Source organism: Enterobacter cloacae complex sp. P14RS (assembly GCF_014895895.1).
Classification (GTDB): Bacteria; Pseudomonadota; Gammaproteobacteria; order Enterobacterales; family Enterobacteriaceae; genus Enterobacter; species Enterobacter bugandensis.
In genome coordinates this window covers 77,824-98,941 of the sequence record NZ_JADBQM010000026.1, presented here as the reverse complement: position 1 = coordinate 98,941, position 21,118 = coordinate 77,824, and the positions used below count along the sequence as shown (strand labels likewise).

General features: G+C 52.7%; 22 protein-coding genes and 1 pseudogene. 14 read left to right on the top strand and 9 right to left on the bottom strand.

The genetic code is table 11. From position 1 onward, the window contains the following. Positions 1-20: 20 nt before the first annotated feature. The 12 genes and pseudogenes from IM295_RS20945 to IM295_RS20895 all read left to right on the top strand — a co-directional run bounded on the left by IM295_RS20945 (position 21) and on the right by IM295_RS20895 (position 12,670). Positions 21-3,302 carry a phage tail tape measure protein gene (locus tag IM295_RS20945; protein ID WP_193034352.1) on the top strand — a complete coding sequence of 1,094 codons (3,282 nt, stop codon included), beginning with the start codon at positions 21-23 and terminating at the stop codon, positions 3,300-3,302. A gap of 2 nt (positions 3,303-3,304) precedes the next feature. Continuing rightward, complete coding sequence (locus IM295_RS20940; RefSeq protein WP_000963855.1) at positions 3,305-3,643, top strand: phage tail protein; 339 nt, start codon at positions 3,305-3,307, stop codon at positions 3,641-3,643. Continuing rightward, positions 3,640-4,398 (top strand): phage minor tail protein L, encoded by a 759-nt coding sequence (locus tag IM295_RS20935; protein ID WP_047345256.1) that lies wholly within the window; start codon positions 3,640-3,642, stop codon positions 4,396-4,398. Before IM295_RS20940 ends, IM295_RS20935 begins: the two co-directional genes overlap by 4 nt. Position 4,399: 1 nt before the next feature. Further along, entirely contained in the window at positions 4,400-5,110 is a 711-nt protein-coding gene (locus IM295_RS20930; RefSeq protein WP_193034353.1) for a C40 family peptidase, read from the top strand. Between the two features lie 29 nt (positions 5,111-5,139). Further along, the gene (locus tag IM295_RS20925) at positions 5,140-5,553 is read left to right on the top strand and encodes a hypothetical protein (RefSeq protein WP_193034354.1); all 414 of its coding nucleotides are present in this window, start codon (positions 5,140-5,142) and stop codon (positions 5,551-5,553) included. 58 nt (positions 5,554-5,611) lie between these two features. After that, a complete protein-coding gene (locus tag IM295_RS20920) occupies positions 5,612-6,202 on the top strand; it encodes a tail assembly protein (RefSeq protein ID WP_047174733.1) in 591 nt (196 codons plus the stop codon). Then, positions 6,199-6,465, top strand: a complete 267-nt coding sequence (locus tag IM295_RS20915; RefSeq protein ID WP_193034355.1) for a hypothetical protein — start codon at positions 6,199-6,201, stop codon at positions 6,463-6,465. The genes IM295_RS20920 and IM295_RS20915 overlap by 4 nt, the downstream gene beginning before the upstream one ends. Before the next feature lie 54 nt (positions 6,466-6,519). Next, entirely contained in the window at positions 6,520-9,969 is a 3,450-nt protein-coding gene (locus IM295_RS20910) for a host specificity protein J (RefSeq protein WP_193034356.1), read from the top strand. Further along, a complete protein-coding gene (locus tag IM295_RS20905; protein ID WP_193034357.1) occupies positions 9,969-10,271 on the top strand; it encodes a hypothetical protein in 303 nt (100 codons plus the stop codon). Before IM295_RS20910 ends, IM295_RS20905 begins: the two co-directional genes overlap by 1 nt. Beyond that, complete coding sequence (locus tag IM295_RS20900; protein WP_193034358.1) at positions 10,271-10,948, top strand: hypothetical protein; 678 nt, start codon at positions 10,271-10,273, stop codon at positions 10,946-10,948. The genes IM295_RS20905 and IM295_RS20900 overlap by 1 nt, the downstream gene beginning before the upstream one ends. A 111-nt stretch (positions 10,949-11,059) precedes the next feature. Beyond that, positions 11,060-11,292 (top strand): annotated as a pseudogene (locus tag IM295_RS23150) (cor protein). 58 nt (positions 11,293-11,350) lie between these two features. Then, positions 11,351-12,670 (top strand): tail fiber domain-containing protein, encoded by a 1,320-nt coding sequence (locus IM295_RS20895; RefSeq protein WP_193034359.1) that lies wholly within the window; start codon positions 11,351-11,353, stop codon positions 12,668-12,670. Positions 12,671-12,788: 118 nt separating this feature from the next. Here IM295_RS20895 and IM295_RS20890 read toward each other — a convergent pair whose 3' ends face one another. Then, the gene (locus tag IM295_RS20890; RefSeq protein WP_100170073.1) at positions 12,789-13,055 is read right to left on the bottom strand and encodes a DinI family protein; all 267 of its coding nucleotides are present in this window, start codon (positions 13,053-13,055) and stop codon (positions 12,789-12,791) included. Between the two features lie 86 nt (positions 13,056-13,141). Between IM295_RS20890 and IM295_RS23145 the strand changes: the two genes are divergently transcribed. Together IM295_RS23145 and IM295_RS20885 are read left to right on the top strand one after the other, a co-directional pair. Next, complete coding sequence (locus IM295_RS23145; RefSeq protein ID WP_047362811.1) at positions 13,142-13,381, top strand: hypothetical protein; 240 nt, start codon at positions 13,142-13,144, stop codon at positions 13,379-13,381. Then, positions 13,381-13,701 (top strand): hypothetical protein, encoded by a 321-nt coding sequence (locus tag IM295_RS20885; RefSeq protein ID WP_193034360.1) that lies wholly within the window; start codon positions 13,381-13,383, stop codon positions 13,699-13,701. The genes IM295_RS23145 and IM295_RS20885 overlap by 1 nt, the downstream gene beginning before the upstream one ends. A gap of 148 nt (positions 13,702-13,849) precedes the next feature. On the opposite strand, the gene IM295_RS20880 is transcribed toward IM295_RS20885, so the two are convergent. The 8 genes from IM295_RS20880 to IM295_RS20845 all read right to left on the bottom strand — a co-directional run bounded on the left by IM295_RS20880 (position 13,850) and on the right by IM295_RS20845 (position 21,024). Next, positions 13,850-14,545 (bottom strand): DUF4145 domain-containing protein, encoded by a 696-nt coding sequence (locus tag IM295_RS20880; protein ID WP_226849380.1) that lies wholly within the window; start codon positions 14,543-14,545, stop codon positions 13,850-13,852. A gap of 496 nt (positions 14,546-15,041) precedes the next feature. Next, entirely contained in the window at positions 15,042-15,494 is a 453-nt protein-coding gene (locus IM295_RS20875) for a DUF3828 domain-containing protein (RefSeq protein ID WP_028013673.1), read from the bottom strand. 1 nt (position 15,495) lies between these two features. Further along, positions 15,496-15,855 carry a CHAP domain-containing protein gene (locus IM295_RS20870; protein WP_100170076.1) on the bottom strand — a complete coding sequence of 120 codons (360 nt, stop codon included), beginning with the start codon at positions 15,853-15,855 and terminating at the stop codon, positions 15,496-15,498. A gap of 161 nt (positions 15,856-16,016) precedes the next feature. Further along, complete coding sequence (locus IM295_RS20865) at positions 16,017-16,733, bottom strand: ABC transporter ATP-binding protein (RefSeq protein WP_048956505.1); 717 nt, start codon at positions 16,731-16,733, stop codon at positions 16,017-16,019. Beyond that, positions 16,730-17,605 carry an ATP-binding cassette domain-containing protein gene (locus tag IM295_RS20860; protein ID WP_193067279.1) on the bottom strand — a complete coding sequence of 292 codons (876 nt, stop codon included), beginning with the start codon at positions 17,603-17,605 and terminating at the stop codon, positions 16,730-16,732. Before IM295_RS20860 ends, IM295_RS20865 begins: the two co-directional genes overlap by 4 nt. Continuing rightward, positions 17,602-18,876, bottom strand: coding sequence for a high-affinity branched-chain amino acid ABC transporter permease LivM (gene livM, locus IM295_RS20855; protein WP_048959821.1), 1,275 nt, complete (start codon positions 18,874-18,876; stop codon positions 17,602-17,604). Before livM ends, IM295_RS20860 begins: the two co-directional genes overlap by 4 nt. Positions 18,877-18,887: 11 nt before the next feature. Beyond that, a complete protein-coding gene (locus tag IM295_RS20850) occupies positions 18,888-19,802 on the bottom strand; it encodes a branched-chain amino acid ABC transporter permease LivH (protein WP_193067278.1) in 915 nt (304 codons plus the stop codon). Positions 19,803-19,902: 100 nt separating this feature from the next. Then, positions 19,903-21,024, bottom strand: coding sequence for a branched-chain amino acid ABC transporter substrate-binding protein (locus tag IM295_RS20845; RefSeq protein ID WP_028013667.1), 1,122 nt, complete (start codon positions 21,022-21,024; stop codon positions 19,903-19,905). Positions 21,025-21,118 lie beyond the last annotated feature (94 nt).

Below are 21,118 nucleotides of genomic sequence, written 5' to 3'. Positions count from 1 at the left end.
GGCTTTTTTATGGGTGAAATATGGCAACGCTGCGCGAGCTAATCATCAAAATTTCGGCGAACTCTTCTTCTTTCCAGTCAGAGATCGCCAGAGCGTCCCGCATGGGAACCGATTACTACCGCACTATGGAACAGGGCGGGAAAAAAGCTGCAGCGGCCACGCGTGAAACTCAGCGGTCTTTGGCTGACCTGAATTCTCAGCTTGCAACCGTGCGATCCTCTGCTGCCGGGCTTGCCGGTGCGTGGGCTGGTGCATTTGCCACGCATCAGCTGATTCAGTTTGCCGACACGTGGAACCAGTTGAATGGGCGTCTTCGCCTTGCGTCCTCTTCCAGTGAGGATTACGTGCAATCCCAGCGCGTGCTGATGGAGATTAGCCAGCGCACCGGAACATCCCTCGAGGCAAACAGCAACCTGTACAGCAGAATTGCGCAGTCCCTGCGAGATGCCGGTTACGCTTCTGCTGACGTCGCAAAAGTTACGGAAACCGTAGCAACCTCACTGAAGCTGTCTGGCGCCAGTACCGAAGAGGCAAGTTCTGTTATCACCCAGCTTAGCCAGGCACTTGGCTCAGGCGTTTTGCGAGGTGAAGAATTTAACTCCATCATGGAGAACGGTGGCCGCCTGGCGAAACTGCTGGCTGATGGGCTGGGTACCACTGTTGGTGGCCTGCGAAATATGGCCAACAACGGCGAGCTGACGACCAACAAGATCGTCCCGCTGCTGACCAACGTTGAGATCCTCCGTAAAGAATTCGACACCCTTCCTGCATCCATCAGCGGATCTGCACAGAAAGTGCAAAACGCCTTTCTCGCATGGGTTGGCGGGGCGAATGATGCTGTCGGCGCATCATCCACGCTTTCTGGCGTGCTGGATGGTCTGGCGAATAACATCGATGATGTGGCAAATACAGCCGGTCTTCTGGTTGGTGTTGGCCTCGCTCGTTATTTTGGCAACATGGTCGGCAGCGTTGCTCAGTCAACCCGGGCAGTCCTCGCTAATACGGCCGCCGAGGTCGCGCTGGCGCAGGCTCAGGTCCGTGGAGCTCAGGTTAGCGTTGCTGCTGGTCGCCAGGCTGTTTACCGCGCTCAACAGGCGCGTGCAGCGGCGACGAGTATTGAGGCTCAGATTGTAGCTGAGCGTAATCTTGCTGCTGCTCAGGCATCACTGAATACGGCGCTTGCTGGCAGGACTTCGGCCGTTAATAACCTCACCAATACAGCCTCGGTGATGTCCCGCCTGGGTAGTGGCGTTCTTGGTATTCTCGGTGGCTGGCCTGGAGTGATTATCGGTGCCGGCGCTGCGATGTATGGCCTGTATCAGCATACCCAGCAGGTGCACCGTGAGGCGGTAGGTTTTGCCAACAACCTCGACGAGATCAACACCAAGCTCCAGCAGATGTCGGTGCTTGGCCTGCGTTCGACCGCGGCTGATGCCCGTACATCTTTACAGGCGCAAAAACAGGACCTGGCCGACCTCGACTCTCAGATCGCGAAGGTGAAAGATAGCCTTAAGGCGGTTGACCAAATCCAGCAGGACTATAACCGCCATCCGACGCTGACCCTGATTAACACTTTCATGGACCAGGCCGACATCACGGCCAAAAATATCGAGCTGACCGATAAGCTGAACCAGCTGGAGTACCAGCGCGAACAGGCAGCCTCAAAAGTCGAGCAAACGCAGAAGCTGGTAAACCAGGCCAGCGATCTGGCCACGCAAAAGGCTATCGAACAGGCTGGCGCCGTCTCTATCCTGAAAGGTGCGTATGACCTGCTTAACCGCTCAATGTCAGCGACCGCTGGCGCCAAGCCGCCGCAATATGCCGGGCCCGTCGTTTCACTGGCAAACGCAACGCCTCAACAGCAAACCGCACTGGAGCGCTCGCGCCGAGATAACGAGCTGGCCAGCCTAAGCGGTTTAGAGAAACTCCATCAGCAGCACGTGTATGAAGCAGAAGACCTGAAGCTGACGGGAGCACTTTACACCCAGTACATCTACAACAAGGATCAGGCAGCCAAAAAAGATGCAGCGGCTGCGGAGGCAAAAAAAACCTCTACCGCCGCCTCGAAAGCACAGAGTAAAGCCGAGCGCGAAGCGGCCAGCACCGCCGAACAGTATTCCCGGAAAATGGCCGATCTGAGTGTGGCTATCGACGTGCAACGCGTCAGGGCGACGGAAGGCGAAAAAGCCTCCGAGCTTTACGCGGCATCGCACCAGGCAGGCACTAAATGGACCGACGAGCAGCGCAGGGCGATCCAGGCATCATCAGCAGAGCTGGCAAAATGGACGCAAAAAGCCGACGAGAACGTGCGCAAGCAGCGCGAACAAGCTGATGCCCTGAAAGATTTAACTGAAGCGGCCCGAAAGTTCAGGGATGAGGCGACGCTGACAACCGAAACCGCAGGCATGAGCGATCGCCAGCGTAGCCGTTTCGACGAGACGCAACAGATCGACCGTGTTTTTGCTAAAACGGACGGCGGTACCGAGGCCATCGCGCAGCGCGCCGCAGCCCTCGATGCTCTGGATAAGAAATACAAGGCTATTGCAGCAGCTGAAGCGGATTGGATGTCCGGAGTATCACGCGGCTATGCAAACTGGTTTGATGAAATCAGCAATGTTTCCGGCACGGTTTCTGACGGGGTGAAAACCACACTCGACAACGCGTTTAGTAATGTCACCTCAATGCTCGAAGGCAATAAGGTCAGCTGGAAATCCTGGGGTATCTCTGTTTTACAGATTATCGAAAAAGTGGCTCTGCAGATGGCGGTGGTTAGCGCGATGGGTGGGGCCTCTTCCGGTTCTGGCATCTTTGGCTCTCTCATCGGCAGTGTAGGCAGCTTCTTCGGGGGCGGGGCGGGAGCATCAGCCAGCACCGGTACGGCGGTTTCCAGTTACGGATCGAACTTCCAGTTTAACGCCAAAGGCGGCGTTTATGACTCCCCCTCTCTGAGCGCTTTCAGTAATGGGATCGTCAGAAACCCCACCATGTTCGCTTTCGCAAAAGGCGGGGCCGGAATCATGGGCGAGGCTGGGCCGGAGGCGATCATGCCGCTTACCCGCGCGCCGGATGGTTCTCTCGGCGTTCGTGCGGTCGGAGGTGGTGGCGGTCAGTCTGTATCTTCGGCGCCACAGGTTTATATCACCATCGATGGCAACGGCAACACTCAAACTCAGACCTCACCAGGCCTTGAGCAATTTGGTGCCGAAGTCGGGGAATTTGTTGATCGACGATATAAGCAGAATGTGATGCGTGATATTCGTCCCGGCGGCGACATCTGGAACGCAATGAAAGGAACCCGATAATTATGGCCATTGAAACTTTCACCTGGTGCCCACGGATTAACGCGGAGGCAGATACAAGTTTCCGCGTCAGGAAAGCCCAGTTTGGCGATGGATATGAGCAGGTTTCAGGGGATGGATTGAATACCAGAACCCAGCAATGGACGCTCAATTTTACTGGCAACGAAACCTACATTTCAGCGATTAAATCTTTTCTCGACAGGCATGAAGGAACGAAAGCCTTTCAGTGGAAGCCACCGCTCGAACCTTTGGGTTTGTATCGTTGCGAAACGTATAAACCCACCGGGCTCGGCGCGGGGAAATTCAACCTTGAAGCAACATTCATCCAGGCTTTTAAACCATGAGCTTAAACGCAGATTATCAGAAGCTGGAATCCGGAAACGATGTTCGTCTGATTGAGGTGGACGGTTCTTCCTTTGGGCTAACGGACGTTCTCCGCTTTCACAATTACAACATTCCCCACACAGAAGCGGAAATCATCGCCGCTGGTGGGGATGAGTCCAAGCTTCCGGCGAAACCAATCTGGTGGCAGGGAAATGAATACGCCGCCTGGCCGTATCAGTTGGAAGGTCTGGAGAAATCAACCAGTGGGAGCAACGCAACGCCATCACTGACGGTTGCGAACATCGAAAGCTCCATTTCTGCCCTGTGCCTTGCGTATGACGATCTGCTGCAGGCGAAAGTCACTATTCACGACACAAAAGAGAAATATCTCGATGCCAGGAATTTCGCAGACGGCAACCCCACAGCAGACCCGACTCAGGAAAAGCTGCAGGTCTGGTATATCGACGGGAAAACTGGCGAGCTTGCCGGTGAAACCGTTGAATTTGTTCTGTCCAGCCCGATGGACCTGCAGGGGCAAATGATCCCGACGCGACAGCTTCATTCCCTGTGTACCTGGTGCATCCGGAATAAATATCGTACCGGCGACGGCTGTGACTATGCCGGCACCCGCTATTTCGACAAAAACAACAACCCGGTAAGCGATCCGTCGCTGGATGAATGCAACGGCACGCTGACGGCCTGCAAACTCCGATTCGGCGAAAATAACGAACTCTCGTTTGGTGGCTTCCCGGGCACGTCTTTGATCAGGAGTTGATATGCGTCAGAAAACCATCGATGCGATTATGGCGCATGCTGCAGCTGAATATCCTCATGAGTGTTGCGGCGTGGTGGCGCAGAAAAGCCGCGTTGAACGTTATTTCCCGTGCCGAAATCTTGCCGCGGCGCCGGAGGACAATTTTGTCCTTTGCCCCGAAGACTACGCAGTTGCTGAGGACTGGGGAACGGTGATCGCCATCGTTCACAGTCACCCTGACGCCACAACGCAACCGAGCGAACTGGATAAAGCGCAATGCGACGCAACGCTTTTACCCTGGCATATTGTGAGCTGGCCGGAGGGGGATTTACGCACCATCCAGCCGCGCGGAGAACTGCCGCTGCTGGAGCGTCCGTTTGTGCTTGGACACTTCGACTGCTGGGGGCTGGTAATGAGCTATTTCCGGCAAACGCATGGTATCGAGCTCCACGATTACCGGGTGGATTATCCCTGGTGGGAAAACGACTATCAGGACAATTTCTATCAGGATTGCTGGTATGAGTGCGGATTCTGTGAATTCGACGGGCCACCGAAACCCGGCGATATGGTGATCATGCAGGTCCAGGCCGATAAGTGGAATCACGCGGGAATTCTGCTGGAGGGAAATATGCTGCTGCACCACCTGTACGGACATCTGAGCCAGCGCGTGCCGTATGGTGGCTACTGGCAGGAAAGGACGATGAAGATTCTACGTTACAAATCTCTGTGCTAACCTTTTGCAAAACCAAAGGGGATAGGGATATGAAAAGAATTTTAGTTTTTACCTCCATCTTAATGGTTGCTGGTTGTGCAACAAAGCCGGTGACAAATGAACAAGCACAGGATGTTCCTGCAAAACAGGTTATCAACAATACACTGCTAGTTAAAAAAGAAGGGACTGGTAAGGTAATAATCAAACGCGACTCTGGTTTTATGGGCAGCGCCTGCATGACCCGAGTTTATGTTGATGGCAAGGAGGTCGCAGACTTAGACACAGCTCAAAAGGTAACGGTCTATCCCAAAATTGGAGATCATATCTTTAGCGCTTGGCCCAAAGGTATGTGTGGCGGAGGCATGAGCGAACAGTCGGGTAAGGTGACAGAAACTGGGGTATTGATGTTTAGAGTTGGTTACGGAACCAACGGTGATTTTGGTATCTACCCTACAGCATTTTGAATGCAGCAATTATGTATAACCTCGCTCAGGCGGGGTTTTTTATTTTTAAGAGGTTTATATGTCTGAAGTAATGACTCGAATTGAACTTGGCGGCGAACCCGGGAAAATATTTGGTAAAACTCATTGGCGACTTATCAGTAAAGTTTCTGAAGCAGGTGTTGCACTCGCAAAAACAATCTCCGGGTTTGAAAGTTATATGGTAAACAGCAAGCGTCGCGGACTAACCTTTGCCATTTTTAAAGGAAAGAAAAACATAGGAGTTGATGACCTAGGGTTTCCGGTAACTGGTGAAGTGGTCAGGATTGTACCGGTTATCATCGGAAGCAAAAAGGCTGGTGTACTTCAGACAATATTGGGTGCTGTTATTGTTGCAGTAGGTGCCATTGCTACATTTGGTTTTGCCCAGGCTTGGGGTGTAAATGTAATGATGGCTGGTGGAGCTATGATGGCGGGTGGTGTTGTCCAGATGCTATCTCCTCAGCCAACCGGATTAGCCAGTAAACAAAGCGCAGATAACCGTGCATCATACGCATTCGGTGGTGTAACAAACACCGCGGCGCAAGGCTACCCGGTACCGCTCCTTTATGGTCGCCGGCGGATAGGCGGAGCAATTATCTCAGCCGGAATTTATGTGGAGGATCAACAATGAAAAAATACTTGAGAATCACTATTTCAGGCCTACAGCGAGTCGATGAAGGCATTTTAATCGGTGGGAGTTCGAAAGTGACAGTAACACGTGGCGAAGATGTTATTTGCCGCGAGAATTTTTCAGGAAAGGTTTCTGATAAATATTCCAAGCTATATGACGTTGAAGATAACGGTCTTCCTTTATCAGTAACGACTTCAAGCGATTGTCCGTTTTTCAAAGCTGAAGCTGACTTTGTAAACCCATTTAGCGAAACAAACATCTAACTATTTTTCTTCAGAAATAAGCCACCTTCGGGTGGCTTTTTTTATGGGCGCAATATGGCAAATGCAATCGCTATAAAAGGCCGCAAGGGCGGCAGCTCAAGTTCCCGAACCCCTACCGAACAGCCTGATGATCTGCAATCTGTAGCGAAGGCAAAAATCCTCGTTGCGCTTGGGGAAGGGGAGTTTGCAGGGCAGCTAACCGGCAAAGATATCTACCTGGACGGAACGGCCCTGGAGAATGCTGACGGCTCCCAAAACTTCAGCGGTGTAACGTGGGAGTTTCGCGCAGGAACGCAGGCCCAAAAATATATTCAGGGTATTCCCGGTACCGAAAACGAAATCAGCGTAGGAACTGAGGTATCAAGCGCTACAGCATGGACGCGCACCTTTACCAATACGCAGCTTTCAGCAGTTCGCCTGCGTCTGAAATGGCCCTCGCTTTTCAAACAGGAGGACGACGGTGATCTGGTGGGTTACTCGGTCAATTATGCGATTGACCTGCAGACGGACGGCGGCACATGGCAGACGGTACTCAATACCAGCGTGACCGGCAAAACGACGTCTGGTTATGAGCGCAGCCACCGTATCGATTTACCGCAGGCTGGCAGCACCTGGACAATACGTCTGCGTAAGATTACCTCTGATGCCAACAGCGCGAAGATCGGCGACACGATGACGCTGCAGAGCTTCACTGAGGTGATTGACGCCAAGTTACGATATCCAAACACAGCGTTACTCTACATCGAATTCGATTCCAGCCAGTTTAACGGCTCTATCCCTCAGATCTCCTGCGAGCCCCGCGGCCGCGTTATCCGCGTGCCAGATACCTACGACCCTGAAACACGCACTTATAGCGGTACGTGGACCGGTGCGTTTAAGTGGGCATGGACGGATAACCCTGCGTGGATTTTTTACGACCTGGTTGTTTCTGACCGGTTCGGCCTCGGGCACCGTTTGACCGCTGCGAATATTGATAAATGGACGCTGTATCAGGTTGCCCAGTGTTGCGATCAGATGGTACCTGATGGTAAAGGGGGCAACGGTACTGAACCACGTTATACCTGCAACGTGTACATTCAGGACCGGAACGACGCCTACACAGTCCTGCGTGATTTTGCTGCTATCTTCCGTGGCATGACCTACTGGGGCGGGGATCAGATTGTGGCCCTGGCTGATATGCCGCGCGATGTTGATTACAGCTACACGCGCGCTAACGTTGTTGGCGGTCGCTTCACCTATTCGAGCAGCACCACGAAAAGCCGCTACACCACAGCGCTGGTTTCATGGTCAGACCCGGGTAATGCTTATGCCGACGCGATGGAGCCGGTATTTGAGCAGGCGCTGGTGGCGCGGTACGGCTTCAATCAGCTGGAAATGACCGCCATCGGCTGCACCAGGCAGTCAGAAGCGAACCGAAAGGGACGCTGGGGTATTCTCACCAACAACAAGGATCGCGTTGTTTCGTTTGATGTCGGGCTGGACGGTAACATTCCGCAGCCGGGCTACATCATCGCCGTGGCAGACGAGCTGCTTTCCGGAAAGGTTATGGGCGGCCGCATCAGCGCCGTTAACGGTCGCGTTATCAAACTAGACCGCGTGGCAGATGCAGCTGCAGGTGATCGCCTTATTCTCAACCTACCTTCCGGAGCATCGCAGAGCAGGACCATTCAGGCCGTGAACGGTGAATCAGTCACAGTCACCACGGCATACAGTGAGACGCCACAGGCCGAAGCTGTTTGGGTGGTTGAATCTGACGAGCTATACGCGCAGCAGTATCGTGTTGTCAGCGTTTCCGATAACGGTGATGGCACTTTCTCGATTACCGGCGCATGGCACGACCCGGATAAATATGCCCGTATTGATACCGGAGCCATCATTGACCAGCGGCCGGTGAGCGTGATCCCGCCGGGCAACCAGTCGCCGCCTGCGAACATCGTGATCAGCTCGTTTTCCGTGGTTCAGCAGAATATCAGCGTCGAAACGATGCGCGTGAGCTGGGACCAGGCGCAGAACGCTATTGCCTATGAAGCGCAGTGGCGCCGCAACGACGGGAACTGGGTTAACGTGCCGCGCAGCTCCACCACGTCATTCGACGTCCCCGGAATTTATGCCGGGCGCTACCTGGTGCGCGTGCGCGCAATCAATGCCGCAGAAATTTCATCCGGATGGGGCTATTCAGAAGAGAAAACGCTGACGGGTAAAGTGGGCAACCCACCGAAGCCGGTTGGCTTCATCGCTTCTGAAAACGTGGTATTCGGTATCGAGCTAAATTGGGGATTCCCGGCGAATACCGACGACACGCTGAAGACGGAAATTCAGTACAGCCTGACCGGCACCGAAGATGATGCGTTGCTGCTGGCCGACGTGCCTTACCCGCAGCGCAATTATCAGCAGATGGGCCTTAAGGCTGGGCAGATTTTCTGGTACCGCGCGCAGCTGGTGGACCGCAGCGGCAACGAGTCAGGGTACACAGAATGGGTGCGAGGACAGGCCAGCATCGATGTTTCCGATATCACTGATGTGATCCTGGAGGAAATTAAAGACTCTGATACCTTCAAAGACCTGATCGAGAACGCGGTGGACAGCAACGAAAAAATTGCTGGCATGGCTGACGAAATCAAAAACCATGCCGACGAACTCGAACAGCAGGCGAAAGACATCCAGGAGAACGCTGACGGGCTGGCGCAGGCCGAAGTGAAGATCGACGAGATTTCTGTGTCGATGGACGGCATGACAGGAGGCGTGAAGAACTCGGCAATTGCAATAATCCAGGCAAATCTTGCTCAGGTCGCCACGCGTAAAACCCTGTCTGCTTCGGTTGCCGGTAACAGCGCGAATCTGGACCGCATTGACGAGGTGATTGTCAACGACAGAGAGGCAACGGCGCGCGCATTGCTGAGCCTGCAGACGAACGTCAACGGTAATACGGCATCCATCAACAGTCTGAGCCAGACGGTTTCGAATTACCAGCAGACCACGGCGACGCAGATAAACGCCATCACTGCGACCATAAACGGAAATACGGCGGCGATAACAACGAACGCCCAGGCAATTGCGAACGTAAACGGCCAGCTCAGCGCGATGTACAACATCAAAGTTGGGGTAACGAGTAATGGCCAGTATTACGCCGCAGGCATGGGGATCGGGGTGGAGAATACGCCATCAGGGATGCAGTCGCAGGTAATCTTCCTGGCTGACCGGTTCGCTGTCACCTCAGCCGCAGGTAACAGCGTGTCGCTGCCGTTTGTTATCCAGAACGGGCAGACATTCATCAATGATGCGTTCTTCCGTGATGCGAGTATCCAGTTCGGCAAAATTACGGATTCTCTGCAGTCTAATAATTATGTTGCCGGAAGCGCTGGCTGGCGCTGGGGTAAAGACGGAACGATGCAGAACTACGGAAGCGACAGTTCCGGAGGCATGAAGCAGACTAACGTCACCATCAGCATTCGGGATGCTAACAGGCTCCGTGTTCAGATAGGCAAACTTACAGGAGTATTTTAATGGCCTGGGGTATTCAGACCTGGGACGCCAACGGCAACCCGAACAACTACGGTATCAAACCCGTATCAGTGGTAGGGCGTATTCAGCTTTCCGAGGGGCAAACCTCGGGCAACTGGTCCTTTACCATTCCGGCGGGGATGAAGGTCGGATTTGCGGTGTCCCTTGATAAAGGCGCGGTCTCGGTGGGCCGACGCATTATCGCTAACGGGAACACCATCACTCTCAGCACTGCCAGCGAAGTTGGCATTGGAAATTATCCCGCTTCGGAATGTGAGTTGGTGGTTTTCGTGGAGAATGCATAATGGCAGATTATGGCGCACTGATTGCGCTGGAAAGTGGAAATCCGTTTATTACTCCTCAGTCAACGCCGTTTTGTCTGTACAGAAAGGTAGTGGTTAACTCAGTGGCAAATGGGGCATACCACGGTGCTTCTGCGACGGTAGCTCTGGATACTTCTTATCCGGCGATGGTTTTTTGCAAAACGAGTGATACAGCCCAGCCCACTACAGTCGGGGCAACCCGGTCAGGAGGAAACATTCTTGTTGGTTCAAGCAACGCTTATGGTCAGTCACACACTCTGACGGCGTACATCTTTGCCATCTTTCCACAAACGTTGCCCGACTGGGGATTTGCTGTCTGGGATGAAGCCGGAAAGCTGGTACTGACAAACGAAAGCCGCGTGCTTACTGACCTCGTTACTGTCGGAACACCAGGAGCCTCAACGGGAGGGATTAACATTGATGTTACGTTGCAGGGTAGTTATGCGGTAGCACCTGCAATTCTGGGCTCACAAATCGTACAGAACAACAATACCAGGCCTCCAACAATCGTGAATATAACAGCCTATGCAGGCTGCCGCTTTAACGGTTCGTCGACCAGGATAAATGCCGCGCCTTCGACAACAGCTACTGGTTCTGCAGCGGGAGGGACAACCACAGGAATAGCATTGACGGCCATCAACACCGCAGCCTATGACTGATTGATCGTTTTGAGCGATCAATAACAAATAATTGATCTACATAATCAATTATACCCATCGATTTTGTATTGATATCTTCGAACCTACTGAATTCCTCTGGATACTTTCAAAATGAAAAGGCTAATTATCAGCATGGCGATCGCTTTAATGCTGTCTGGTTGTGCTGGTGTACTTGAGAAACAGGAACCTATTTGCAGCGGCACGGCATATAGGGTGACCATGAGAATAGCGTTATGATTTACGGCGTTCGAAAACAAAACAACCAGACTCAATACCGGGCCGGATATCCCTTCAACTGGCGTTGGGTAAGTGCGAACACATTCACAAGCACGACATGTAAATAACTCACGACTTTGAATGCAAACCTCGCCTCGGCGGGGTTTTTTATTGCCTGGAGAAAATATGCTTTATAACACTGGCACCATCGCCATTAACGGAAACACCGCCACCGGCACGGGCACGAACTGGACGGCACCGGCCAGCCAGATTCGCGCTGGCCAGACGATAATCGTGATGTCTAACCCGGTGCAACTGTTCCAGATTTCATCCGTGAATAGCGCCACGTCAATGACGGTTACGCCTGCCGCCGCTCCGACACTTAGTGGCCAGAAGTATGGAATCCTGGTGTCCGACAATATCTCTGTAGACGGACTGGCACAGGCCATGTCGCAGCTCATCAAAGAGTTTGACGAGAATATTGGCGCGTGGGAGACGTTCGCCACAACCTCAGCCAATCAGAGCATCACCGTAACCATCAACGGCACCTCTGTAACCATCCCTGGCATCGGTAAACTGGCACAGAAAGGGAGCAACGGTGCGCTTGCTGTCGCAGACGGCGGAACCGGCGCAACGAATGATGCAGACGCTCGCACAAACCTCGGTTTGGGAAACAGCGCCACCAGGAGTGTTGGGACGGTAACTGGTACCGTAGCTGCTGGCGATGATTCTCGCATCACTGGTGCCCTTCAAAAAACTGGCGGGAAACTTACAGGACAACTGGATTTGGTAAGTGCACCGCTTGTGGCAGACGGTAACTCGGTTATTGTTGCAAATGGTGGTCTTGATGTTGATTTAGCAAAAGGACTAGCGTTAAGAGGAAGAGTGCAGCAGGGGGCGGGCAAAAACAATAATATACTGGTGGTATCTGGAGATGGTGATACAGGCGCGACAGGATATGTAGGTGCATTCCAATATAACTGGTATACCGATGGATGGATTACCGGGATTACTCGTGGTTCAGGAACAAACACGCTGACGTATTCGATTTACTATAATGGCGCCTCTTACGGCACCGGTGATAAACGATGGAGCTTCAATTATGATGGTTCCGCCACTTCTCAGGGCGCCTGGGTTAATGGTTCTGACGAGCGTCACAAGTCGAATATTGAGCCGGTAGCGCAACCTCTTGCCGCCGTACTCTCTTTGCGTGGCGTAACGTATGATGTTCAGGATGGTGGTCGGGGCGTTGGCCTAATTGCTCAGGATGTAGAAAAGTGGTGTCCTGATGCAGTTAAGACATACGGAGACCGTAAATTCAGCGATGGAAAGGTGATCGAGAATTTTAAGTTTCTCGATACATCAGGCGTAGCTGCCGCGTACCATACTGAAGCAATCAAAGAACTATTTAACCTGGTGGAACTGGCGCTTAACGATCCGGACAAGGCTCGTGATGTTATTAAAGCGGTGAAAGCTGCCTCTGAGCTTAGCCAGTCAGGTTCGTAAATAATTTACGCAGGCACCAGGTGAGTAAGCCGCCTCCCATCGTATGCAAGAATGGGCGGCGGCTGATTGCTCAGTATTCATGCCCGAGCAAACATCGGGAATATTAACCGACCAATATTTACAGGCCAACCTGTCGCACGGTCGGGGACTCAGAAACCAGCCACATATCGGACTCTTCAAACATTTCTTCCAGCATGCGGTTAAGCTTTTCCCGATCGCTTTTACTTGCATCGCTATTCAAGCCGTTCGCCTGCATCGGCTTCACCTTCACTTCGGCATCAGGGAAAATCTGATGCACTCGCTTCGTCAGCTCAGCCAGTATTATTTCTTTTGCCCCAGCAAGCCCCACAACATTACGCTTGTCATATACCAGTTCAACAAACATTACGATCCCTCTTGGCTAACTTGATCTGTAATCACAAAAATACTACTGTATATGCATACAGTCAATAGTCCATAGAGGGTGCTCTTATGCCTCGTCAACCTGATATACGTGCAGCCTTTTTAGCGGCCATACAACAGAATCCAAAGGGATATCTTTGTTTGAACACTGACAAATTCATCACTGAATTGCGCGTTAGGAATTGGCATTTCAGCCAGGCAGATGCCAATGCATGGATTAAGAGATACCAACCAGACTTTGCTGATAAGACGACGGATGGAAGCGATAACCGTTACTGGATCTTGCGTAATATGGGGAGGGTTTTCTGATGGGCTTTCCTTCACCGGCTATGGATTACCAGGAACAGCGGTTAACCATAGATCTGCTATGCGGAATTGACGGAAACTGCAGGGTAATAGAAACATCCTGTGGTTGGGCAGTGATTAACATTGCTCTGAGGCCAGAGCAGGGAGATACGCTACTGGTAAGAATGGATAACAGGAAAGAGTTTGCAAAGCTATACGGGGCGGCATTGATAACTGAAGATGGTGAAGCGATAGAAGGCGATGCGCTGGATGATGTAACTGTATATGGTGTGCTAACGCATAGTCTTAACCGGGTTGGTAACGATGATTGCCCGACAATTTAAAGCAGGGTTCAACCATCATTTCACCATCGTTTCGCCATCATAATTTTACGAAAACAAAAAACCAGCCGTAAGAGGCTGGTTTTCAATGTTTTTTTGGTCGGCACGAGAGGATTTGAACCTCCGACCCCCGACACCCCATGACGGAGCGTTATTTTTTTGGTCTTTTCACGCGAGGAGGTATCCTCTCAACGATATGCGTAGTTGTTTTAACACTTAAGACTGTTCGTTGAACAAACTGTTCGATCGAGTTTAGCAATTCATCGAATTCCCTTTTCGTAGGGCTCCAACCTCGATGAGCCGCGGCATTACCTGCATCAACTACAGTCGACAAAATACTGGCTTCAGTATCCCCAATAAAACCTTCATCCTTAAGTTGTTTTATTTTTTCGTCAAGGTACAAACCAGGATGAATTTGAAGGATTTCTGTCGTCCGGTCAAAAATTGTCCTAAGTCCGATAGAGGCAAGTATTAGATGACCAGACTTATAAGAAGAATACATTTCGTTGAAAATCTGAAATAGCTGAAAATCTACTGATTCGAGTTTTGGCACCCATGAAGGAGTTGGTATGTGATCAAAAGCTGGGTAGGTAGTGATCATGTCTATAGGCGTCTCTTTGAATTCACCATTTATGTAGTCATGAGTAGTATGTTCACTAAAGTGTTCATTCAAATGGTAAAATACGGTAGAGCATCCGTTACATTGAAGTAAGTGATGATCATATGTTCCGTATACAGGATGAACATCATCTTCCCATGCAACTAAGAGATGTCCATGCACAGTGCAATTTCGTTGCCCGCCACATGTCGGACAAAGTCCTTTTATCATAGTAACTTCACTGCTCAAAAATCACCCCATTAAAGATGTATGATTATTTGCCAAAAATGATACAAGGAAAATTGTTCAGCCGTATGATTTTTTCTTTAACTTCCTTCGCCATTATGGCTTTTTGATACGCGTAAGTTGTTGATTCATATGATCTAAAAATTAAGATTTAATGGCGAAAAATAAATGTATGTATTTGATTGTTATAGATAACACGCATGATTTAAAATCCCTCGGCGTTCGCGCTGTGTGGGTTCAAGTCCCACTCCGGGTACCATGGGAAACAAAGAATAATCAAAGCAATAAGCAGTGTCGTGAAACCACCGAAAGGTGGTTTTTTTGTGCCTGAAATCCACTTTCTTGCATCATTGTTATTATTCAGTTATTCAGTTATTCAGTTATTCAGTTATTCAGTTATTCAGTTATTCAGTTATCCAGAGCGAAGGTGTATTTGTCGGCGATACGACAGGGATTCGCGAAGATGCATTGCATCAGTACCCCTGTCATATCGCCGATATCATTCTGCGCTCAGGTTGTCAGAAATATTCACGCTTGCCACGGACTGAACTTTCCATGCGCCATTTTCTTTGACCATGCAGTCAATCACGGTGTGATCCCGCTTTTTGCCGAATGATATATACACCTGCATGCATGCGGCATCGTAATCTAATGCCCGCGCACTGACGATGCCCCAGTCATCATCATATCCCTGGGCCTTTATGAACATATCGACGTCAGGCACGTCATATTCATCCGGATCCAGCTTATCCATGGCTTTGAGTTTGCTGATTGTTTCGCGGGTAACGTATCGGCTCAGCGCTTCATAGTTTTTTATTGGCTCTTTCCCGCTAAGAATCTGCGAGATGTACCACTTATTAAACTGAAGGGCGGCGGATGCCTCAGGGGGTAGCTTCTGTGCAGCTGATACGAGAGTGGGCAGAAGCAGGGCAGCAAGAATTATTTTTTTCATGTTAGTCATGCCTGTATATTGCATACGCTGGCTGTACTTCCCGGTATTCTTTTCCCGGATACATTGTTCGCTGAACAAAATCAGAGTACCAGACGCCGTTCCCGCCATAGATGCATGCATGGCCATAGGGGTGATGGGCTGTAGGCTGGATCACTGCCACGTCACCCTCAACAGGCTCGCCGTAAATCTGATGGAAGCCAGCCAAAATCAAATTGCTTTTCATATCCTTAGCATAATGTGTGTTCTGCAGATTAGCACCGCCAGCGCGAATGGCTTTTGAAACAAATTCTGCACATCTTTTCTGGCTATGCTCGCCCGCATGCTGGCGGGCATAAACTGCGGCTTTATGGGCACTCCACATAATTTAATCCCTTATAGACTTAATGGTTAACTAGGGAAACATTACGCCTGTAAGTTGCAGTTTTTTGTAAATAAGGGTGATCGGAATTAAACCACTATCTGTTTGGATAATGGTGTTTGGTTAATCCATACGGCATCTTTATGCCCGCTATCGCGGGCGTTTTAATATCCACCCAAATACGCCTTCCTCACCTCCTGATTTCCCAGCAGCTCCTCGCCGCTGCCGCTCAACCGGATCTGCCCGTTAACCATCACATATCCGCGGTCGGAAAGCTTCAACGCATGGTGCGCATTCTGCTCCACCAGAAAAATGGTCATGCCGTTGCGGGCCAGCTCGCGCAGCGTCTGGAAGATCTGTTTCACAACTATCGGCGCTAAGCCCAGGCTCGGTTCATCCAGCAACAGCAGCCTGGGACGGCTCATCAGCGCCCGGGCGATCGCCAGCATCTGCTGTTCCCCGCCGGACATGGTCATCGCGCGCTGCTTGCGCCTCTCCTTGAGGCGAGGGAACAGGTCGAACATGGTTTGCATATCTTCAGCCGCAAACCGGTTGCCGATGGGGATGGTTCCCATCAGCAGGTTCTCTTCGACGGTCATATCCGGGAAGACACGCCGGCCTTCAGGCGCCTGCGCAATGCCGCCGGAGGCGACGTAGTGGGTGGATTGATGGCTGATGTCGTCACCACTGAACAGAATCTGCCCGCTCCGGATGCGCGGCTGGCCAAAGATAGACATCAGCAATGTGGATTTACCCGCGCCGTTCGCGCCAATCAGCGCCACGGTCTCACCTTTATTGACCTCCAGGGAGACCTGCTTCAGCGCCTGAATGGCGCCGTAGAACACATCCACCTCGCGAAATGCCAGCAGCGGTTCGGTCATAAGGTCACCTCGCTTTCGTCCGTACCCAGGTAGGCAGCAATCACCTTTTCATCATGCTGAATCTGTTCGGGTTTCCCTCTGGCAATGACATCGCCGTGGTCGAGCACGATAATGTCGTCCGAAATCTCCATCACCATCCCCATATCATGTTCAATCAGTAAGACCGTGATGTCATGACGATCGCGCAGGAAACGAATAATGCTGCTCAGCTTATGCGTTTCGACCGGGTTAAGCCCGGCGGCAGGCTCATCCAGACAGATCATCTCGGGCCCGCTACACATTGCCCGCGCGATCTCCAGACGCCGCTGCTGCCCGTACGACATCTCTCCCGCCAGGCGATTGGCGCACTCCACAAGGTCCACCACCTCCAGCCAGTAGAAGGCCCTGTCCAGGGCATCGCTTTCCGCCCGCCGATATGCTGGCGTGTTTAAGATCCCGGCGAGCAGATTGCGGTTAACGCGCATATGCTGCGCGACCAGCAGGTTTTCCACGACAGACATCTCGCGAAAAAGGCGGATGTTCTGAAAGGTGCGCGCCAGCCCGGCGCGGTTCACCAGGTGCGTTCCGCCAAACATTTTGTAGAACAGGCGCTGCCCGAACTGCGCGGGGTTAATCCAGTCGCCCGGCTGGAATTTTTGTCCGAGGACCTGAATAACGTTGGTCGTTTTAGTGCGGGTAGAAAATAAAATATTGCCGCCGGAGGCCTTATAGAAACCCGTCAGGCAGTTAAACACGGTTGTTTTTCCCGCTCCGTTTGGCCCGATAAGGGCGGTAATGGAGCCGCGCTGCACGTCCAGATTAACGTCGTTAAGCGCTTTAATCCCACCGAAGTGCATCATCAGATGTTCCACGCGCAATATCGTTCCGTTCATGGCGCCACGCCCTTACGCACGGCAAACCCGCTGCGGTTAATGCGGATCAAGCCGCGTGGACGCCAGATCATCATCACCACCATCAGCATGCCAAACAGCAGGACGCGGTACTCCGCAAAACTGCGCAGCAGCTCCGGCGTTACCGTAAGCACGAAGGCGGCAAGCACCACGCCAAGGGTAGAGCCCATGCCGCCCAGCACCACGATGGCGAGGATCAGCGCGGATTCAAAGAAGGTAAAGGAGGTCGGATTCACAAACCCCTGATAGGTTGCGAAGAACACCCCGGCAATCCCCGCGGTCGACGCGCCCAGCGTAAAGGCGGAGAGCTTCACCAGGACGTGATTCAACCCCATCGAGCGGCAGGCAATTTCGTCTTCTCGCAGGGCTTCCCACGCCCGGCCAATCGGCATCCGCGTCAGGCGGTGCTTGATGTAGAGCACCAGCATCACCACCAGAAACAGTACGGTATAGATAAAGATAAACTTCATGTTCGGGTTGTAGGTCAGGTGGAAAAACTCGTGAAAAGGCACGCCGCCTTCTTTCGCGCGTCGTCCAAATTCCAGACCGAAAAAGGTGGGGGGAGGGGCTGACACGCCGTTTGGCCCCCCCGTGAAGGTCAGCCAGTTGTTCAGGATCAGGCGAATGATCTCCCCGAACCCGAGGGTGACGATCGCCAGATAGTCGCCGTGCATGCGCAGTACCGGGAAACCGAGCAGGGCACCGGCGGCGGCGGCCATGATTGCCGCCAGCGGCAGCATGCTCCAGAAGCCTAACCCCAGATACTGATACCCCAGCGCCAGACCGTACGCGCCAATCGCGTAGAATGCGACGTACCCCAGGTCCAGCAGGCCGGCCAGCCCCACGACGATGTTCAGCCCCAGACCGAGAAGCACGTAGATCAGCCCGAGAATGGCGACGGTCAGTACATACTTGGTGGCGACAAACGGGAAGCAAACCGCAAGCGCAATCACCAGAGGAATAATCCAGCGCATGCGGCTTTTGTAGTCCGGTGGCCTAACATAGACGCCCGCGTTATCGGCTTCGAAGCGCGCCTGGAAACGAGCGCCCGCGGCGGTACCCAAAAAAGCGCTCAAGAGAAAACGCCCCAGCATTACAATGCCGACCATCCAGGCCAGCCGTTGTCCGGCAAAGTTAAAGCTGTACCCGTCCAGCACCACGCCAGCAATCGGACCGAAGATAATCAGCGCAATCAGCCCGGAAAAAATCGCGTCCAGAACGCAGCGCTTTAGAGAAAAACCGTGCGATGTCATCATTCTCTTCCTCACACTTTGGCCACAACCGGACGCCCGAGCAGACCCTGGGGCCGGAAAATCAGGATCATGACCAGCAGGCCAAACGAGAAGACATCTTTATAGTCCGAGTTCACCATGCCCGAGAACTGGGCTTCCGCGACGCCCAGGATAAGGCCACCGAGCATAGCGCCGGGCAGGGAACCGATACCGCCGAGCACTGCCGCCGTAAAGGCCTTAATGCCAATCACAAACCCGACGTAGAAATCAAAGGTGCCGTAATTCATGGTGCTGAGCACGCCCGCCAGGCCGGCCATCGCCGCGCCGATAACAAAGACCAGGGAGATAATCCGGTCGGTGTTGATCCCCAGGATAGAGGCCATTTTGCGATCCTGCTGTACCGCGCGGCACATCCGCCCCAGCCGGGTATGGTTGATTATCCACGTAAGCACCAGCATGCCGGCAAACGAGGCGAGCAGAATAAACACTTTGGTGTAGGTTATCTGCACGAATCCGTCGCCAAGATGCAGTCGAATCACGCCGTCGAGCATGGTCGGCACCCCTTGCTGGCGCGGACCCTGGCTCAGCTGGGCGTAGTTTTGCAGGATAAGCGACATCCCGATGGCGGAGATAAGTGGCGCCAGGCGCGTGGAGTTGCGCAGCGGCCTGTAGGCGATACGCTCGATAGTCCAGCCGTACATGCCAGTTACCGCGATGGTGAATACCAGCGTACCCAGAATCAGCAGGGGGAAGGACTCAAGCCCGAAGAAAGAGAGCAGCGCCAGACCAATGGCGCAGAGATAGGCGGAAATCATATACACTTCACCGTGGGCGTAATTGATCATCCCGATAATGCCGTACACCATGGTGTAGCCGATGGCGATCAGGCCGTAGACGGAGCCCAGCGTTAAGCCATTGACTAACTGCTGCAGGAAGAATGTACTCATCTTAGCGCGCTCGTTTTATAGGCTGCGCGAGGCGCGCAGCCTGATGTTTATTACGCGCCGGCGGGGCAAGCCCGCCGACGTTGAGCGTGATTCCGTCCCGTTACTGCACTTCCTTATATTTTCCCTTGTCGTCCCACTGGTAAACCACGTAGTCAGACACTTTCAGGTCGCCTTTGCTGTCCCAGGCTTTTTTGCCCATCACCGTGTCGACGGAATTGGCTTTCAGCCACTCGCTGGCTTTCGCGGAATCCTTGCCGCCGGTGGCCTTGAAGGCTGCGGCAATAGCCTGTACGGAGGCATAGGAGTAGAGGGTATAACCTTCCGGCTCGAATTTACCGGCGCGGAATTTGTCGATAACCGCTTTACCATCCGGGATCAGGCGCGGATCTTTACCAAAGGTCATGTAAATGCCGTTGGTATATTGCGGGCCGCCCGCTGCCGTCACCATCTCTTCGTTGACAATGCAGTCGCCGGAGAAGAATTTCGCCTGCACCCCCTGTTCACGCATCTGGCGAACCAGCGGGCCAGCTTCCGGGTGACAGCCGCCGAAGAACACCACGTCCGGTTTTTGCGCGCCGATCTTCGTCACCAGCGCGTTAAAGTCTTTTTCACCGCGGGATAAACCTTCATACATCACATCCTTTACCCCGCGCTTCGCCAGCGCCGCTTTGGTGGCGTCTGCCAGCCCCTGTCCATAGGTGTCTTTATCGTGAATGATGACCACGCGTTTGGCTTTCAGCTTGTCGATAATGAAGTCGCTGGCGACCTGACCCTGCTGGTCGTCGCGGCCGCACATGCGGAACATGTCGCTCATGCCGCGTTCGGTGATCTGCGGGTTAGTTGAGCCGGGAGTTATCGCGATGATGCCCGCGTCGCTATACACTTCGGAGGCGGGCATGGTGGAAGAGGAGCAGAAGTGGCCGACTACGGCGTTGACCTTATCCTGGTCGACTAAGCGGTTGGCGACGGCCACCGCCTGCTTAGGCTCGCAGGCGTCATCCCCCTGAACCAGTTTGATCTTCTCACCGTTAATACCGCCTGCGGCGTTAATGTCTTCGGCGGCCTGCGTTGCGCCGTGCCAGTACTGATCGCCGTAGGTGGCATTAGGGCCCGTGAACGGTCCGGCGACACCGATCACGATATCTGCCCGGGCGGAAAATGCCGTTACCAGACAACCGGCCAGCACAAGAGAAACAGGCGTTTTGATAAATTTCAGCGACATTATTATGTTCCTTAGCAAAGAGGTTTTTGCACCACGGCGTAAGCCTGAACGCCCAGGGCGCAGCCAATCCAAAAACACGAGCAAGAACAAAATG

Coding starts and splice junctions, on each gene's coding strand:
- IM295_RS20860 (WP_193067279.1), bottom strand. CDS start 17,605: ATGAACGGAACGATATTGCGCGTGGAACATCTGATGATGCACTTCGGT.
- IM295_RS20890 (WP_100170073.1), bottom strand. CDS start 13,055: ATGTTTGTTGAACTGGTATATGACAAGCGTAATGTTGTGGGGCTTGCT.
- IM295_RS20925 (WP_193034354.1), top strand. CDS start 5,140: ATGAAAAGAATTTTAGTTTTTACCTCCATCTTAATGGTTGCTGGTTGT.
- IM295_RS20900 (WP_193034358.1), top strand. CDS start 10,271: ATGGCAGATTATGGCGCACTGATTGCGCTGGAAAGTGGAAATCCGTTT.
- IM295_RS20885 (WP_193034360.1), top strand. CDS start 13,381: ATGGGCTTTCCTTCACCGGCTATGGATTACCAGGAACAGCGGTTAACC.
- IM295_RS20920 (WP_047174733.1), top strand. CDS start 5,612: ATGTCTGAAGTAATGACTCGAATTGAACTTGGCGGCGAACCCGGGAAA.
- IM295_RS20930 (WP_193034353.1), top strand. CDS start 4,400: ATGCGTCAGAAAACCATCGATGCGATTATGGCGCATGCTGCAGCTGAA.
- IM295_RS20865 (WP_048956505.1), bottom strand. CDS start 16,733: ATGACCGAACCGCTGCTGGCATTTCGCGAGGTGGATGTGTTCTACGGC.
- IM295_RS20870 (WP_100170076.1), bottom strand. CDS start 15,855: ATGTGGAGTGCCCATAAAGCCGCAGTTTATGCCCGCCAGCATGCGGGC.
- IM295_RS20850 (WP_193067278.1), bottom strand. CDS start 19,802: ATGAGTACATTCTTCCTGCAGCAGTTAGTCAATGGCTTAACGCTGGGC.
- IM295_RS23145 (WP_047362811.1), top strand. CDS start 13,142: ATGCCTCGTCAACCTGATATACGTGCAGCCTTTTTAGCGGCCATACAA.
- IM295_RS20895 (WP_193034359.1), top strand. CDS start 11,351: ATGCTTTATAACACTGGCACCATCGCCATTAACGGAAACACCGCCACC.
- IM295_RS20875 (WP_028013673.1), bottom strand. CDS start 15,494: ATGAAAAAAATAATTCTTGCTGCCCTGCTTCTGCCCACTCTCGTATCA.
- IM295_RS20910 (WP_193034356.1), top strand. CDS start 6,520: ATGGCAAATGCAATCGCTATAAAAGGCCGCAAGGGCGGCAGCTCAAGT.
- IM295_RS20915 (WP_193034355.1), top strand. CDS start 6,199: ATGAAAAAATACTTGAGAATCACTATTTCAGGCCTACAGCGAGTCGAT.
- IM295_RS20845 (WP_028013667.1), bottom strand. CDS start 21,024: ATGTCGCTGAAATTTATCAAAACGCCTGTTTCTCTTGTGCTGGCCGGT.
- IM295_RS20945 (WP_193034352.1), top strand. CDS start 21: ATGGCAACGCTGCGCGAGCTAATCATCAAAATTTCGGCGAACTCTTCT.
- IM295_RS20940 (WP_000963855.1), top strand. CDS start 3,305: ATGGCCATTGAAACTTTCACCTGGTGCCCACGGATTAACGCGGAGGCA.
- IM295_RS20935 (WP_047345256.1), top strand. CDS start 3,640: ATGAGCTTAAACGCAGATTATCAGAAGCTGGAATCCGGAAACGATGTT.
- IM295_RS20905 (WP_193034357.1), top strand. CDS start 9,969: ATGGCCTGGGGTATTCAGACCTGGGACGCCAACGGCAACCCGAACAAC.
- livM (WP_048959821.1), bottom strand. CDS start 18,876: ATGACATCGCACGGTTTTTCTCTAAAGCGCTGCGTTCTGGACGCGATT.